The organism is Streptomyces monashensis (assembly GCF_001866665.1).
GTDB lineage: Bacteria > Actinomycetota > Actinomycetes > Streptomycetales > Streptomycetaceae > Streptomyces > Streptomyces monashensis.
This window is the reverse complement of sequence record NZ_MLYO01000200.1, coordinates 1-1,972: the sequence shown is the minus strand read 5'-3', so window position 1 is coordinate 1,972 and position 1,972 is coordinate 1. Positions and strand designations below refer to the sequence as shown.

Genomic DNA, 1,972 nt, shown 5'->3' with positions numbered 1-1,972 from the left:
CGGCCGCGATGACGGACACGACCCGGTTCAGCGGCAAAGACGCCGAAACGACCGGGTTCGCTGAGCCTCGCCACAACTCCCGGACCCGAGCCGATTTCCCAGGCCCGGTCCCCGTCGTCGAAGTCCAGCGCGGCGCTGGCGCTATGGAGAAGGCGCTGCGTGAGAGCTTCTCTTCCAACTGCCCGCCCATGGCAAGGAGTTGGCGCAGCTGTTGCTGCAGGACCGAATGTGGATCCCACCGCATGAAGACCGTGGGTCACAGCCGCTCGTTGGAGTTGATGCGGGCGCTGACAACGCAACCGCACCACAGCCGCACCAGATCAAGCGGTACACAGCAGGGGAGTCACGGCGAAAGCAACCCAGCGGGGTGAGGCCGAAGCGAGACCGTCACCGCAGGTCAGCGCTCAGCCCAGCCCTGAATGATCGCAGCTTCCCAAGGCGATGGCACCGGAGGCGGCGCCGGCGGAAGCCGTCGCGTCAGCTGCCGCCTGTGACGCGCATTTTCTTTCTGATCAGGCGGCTTCCCAGTGCCATCCGTGGTATCTCCTGGCCATGAGCGGGGAGCCGAGGCGGGGGCGCGCCGAGCGCTGGAGCTGCTGGTGCGCGCCGTGGCCGCTTTCGAACAGCAACCCAACGGCTCCGACGAGTTGGGGGCCCTGTACGCGGGCGTCTTCGCCCTGGCCGTACTCGGGGCCCGCGACACGGCCGCGCGCCTGCACGCGGCGGTCACCGACCACGCCGAACGCGGCGGCACCGATCCGGGCCGGTACATGCGCTTCGCCGGACCGAGCCTGGAGGACCGGGTGAAACGGCTGCTCGCGTCGATCCCTCCCGTGGCGAGCAGCGGCACGATGGCCTGGGCGGAGATGGTGACGCTGTTCACCGGCGCGGCCGCCACCCTGTCCGCACCGTCGTGACCCGCCCTGCCGGAGCGCACTTCAGATATAAGCGGGCTGAAATGCCGGCCGGGCACCGTGGGGGACGTGCTGCGCCCCGGGAACAGGACGCAGGAACAGGACGCAGGAGAGCATGACCGGTCCCCCGCTCACCGCACGCGACATCGCGGTCCGCTGCGTGCGGATGATGGCCGACGGCAGCCTCGCCGACTTCGAGAAGCTCATCCACCCCGATGCCGTGAACCGCGAGAGCCGAGCCGAGCCACCGGCGGCTCGCAGCCGGGGACCGCGGGCCTTCCACGCCAGCGCGCTCTGGCTGCGCGCCGCCTACTCCGACCTGGGGTGGACGATCGAGGAGGCGGTGGCCGACGGTGACCTTGTGGTCCTGCACACCACCATGTCGGGCCGGCACACGGGCACGTTCGTGACGTACGACGAGAACGCCGCCCCCTCCGGGGCGTTGCCCGCGACCGGGAGGACCTTCGCCGTCACCCAGACGCACTGGTGCCGCATCGCCGACGGCCAGTTGATCGAGCACTGGGCCGATCGAGACGACCTCGGCCAGGCTCTGCAACTGGGCTGGGCACCACCCACGGCCCTCTACGTCCTGCGCATGCGGCGAGAGCCATGCGCCGGGCCCGGCGCGACCACGCCCGGGTGGGGACACCGCGAAGGCCTGAATGACGGCGCGCTGCAACGGTGCCCCGAGTCCGTCACCGCGTACTGCTGAGGTCGCCCATCACCTCATGGAGAGCAGCTCCCGGGCCAGCCGGTGGTCAGCGGGTGGACGGATGTCGCGGCCACGCACGCGCTCAGCCCAGCAATCGTGAACTGACGCCAGAGTCCACGGGAAGCAAGGGGGAGTACCGCCGGTGGCCACCGGCCACCCCCGCCCGGCAGGCAGCGCCCCCGGCGCTCGGCCCCGCACCCACGAGGACCAGAACGCCGCCGTCACCGCCTGCATCCGCGGCGCAACGCCCGCGTCGATGGCCTCGACGATCTCCGCGGGACGAGCTTCGAAGGCCGCCGCGTCGGGGACGTTTACCCGCCTGGTCCGGTGGAAGAGTCGAGTCCAG

2 protein-coding genes are annotated in these 1,972 nt (G+C 70.7%); both read left to right on the top strand.

Annotated elements, in window-relative coordinates:
- The first annotated feature begins 536 nt into the window (after positions 1-536).
- Positions 537-917 carry a hypothetical protein gene (locus tag BIV23_RS45280; RefSeq protein WP_143079295.1) on the top strand — a complete coding sequence of 127 codons (381 nt, stop codon included), beginning with the start codon at positions 537-539 and terminating at the stop codon, positions 915-917.
- Positions 918-1,029: 112 nt separating this feature from the next.
- Positions 1,030-1,626, top strand: a complete 597-nt coding sequence (locus tag BIV23_RS45275; RefSeq protein ID WP_079173829.1) for an ester cyclase — start codon at positions 1,030-1,032, stop codon at positions 1,624-1,626.
- The last annotated feature ends 346 nt before the right edge of the window (positions 1,627-1,972 follow it).

Bases quoted from the DNA above. Each gene is read 5' to 3' on its own strand.
- BIV23_RS45275 (WP_079173829.1), top strand. From the start codon at position 1,030: ATGACCGGTCCCCCGCTCACCGCACGCGACATCGCGGTCCGCTGCGTG.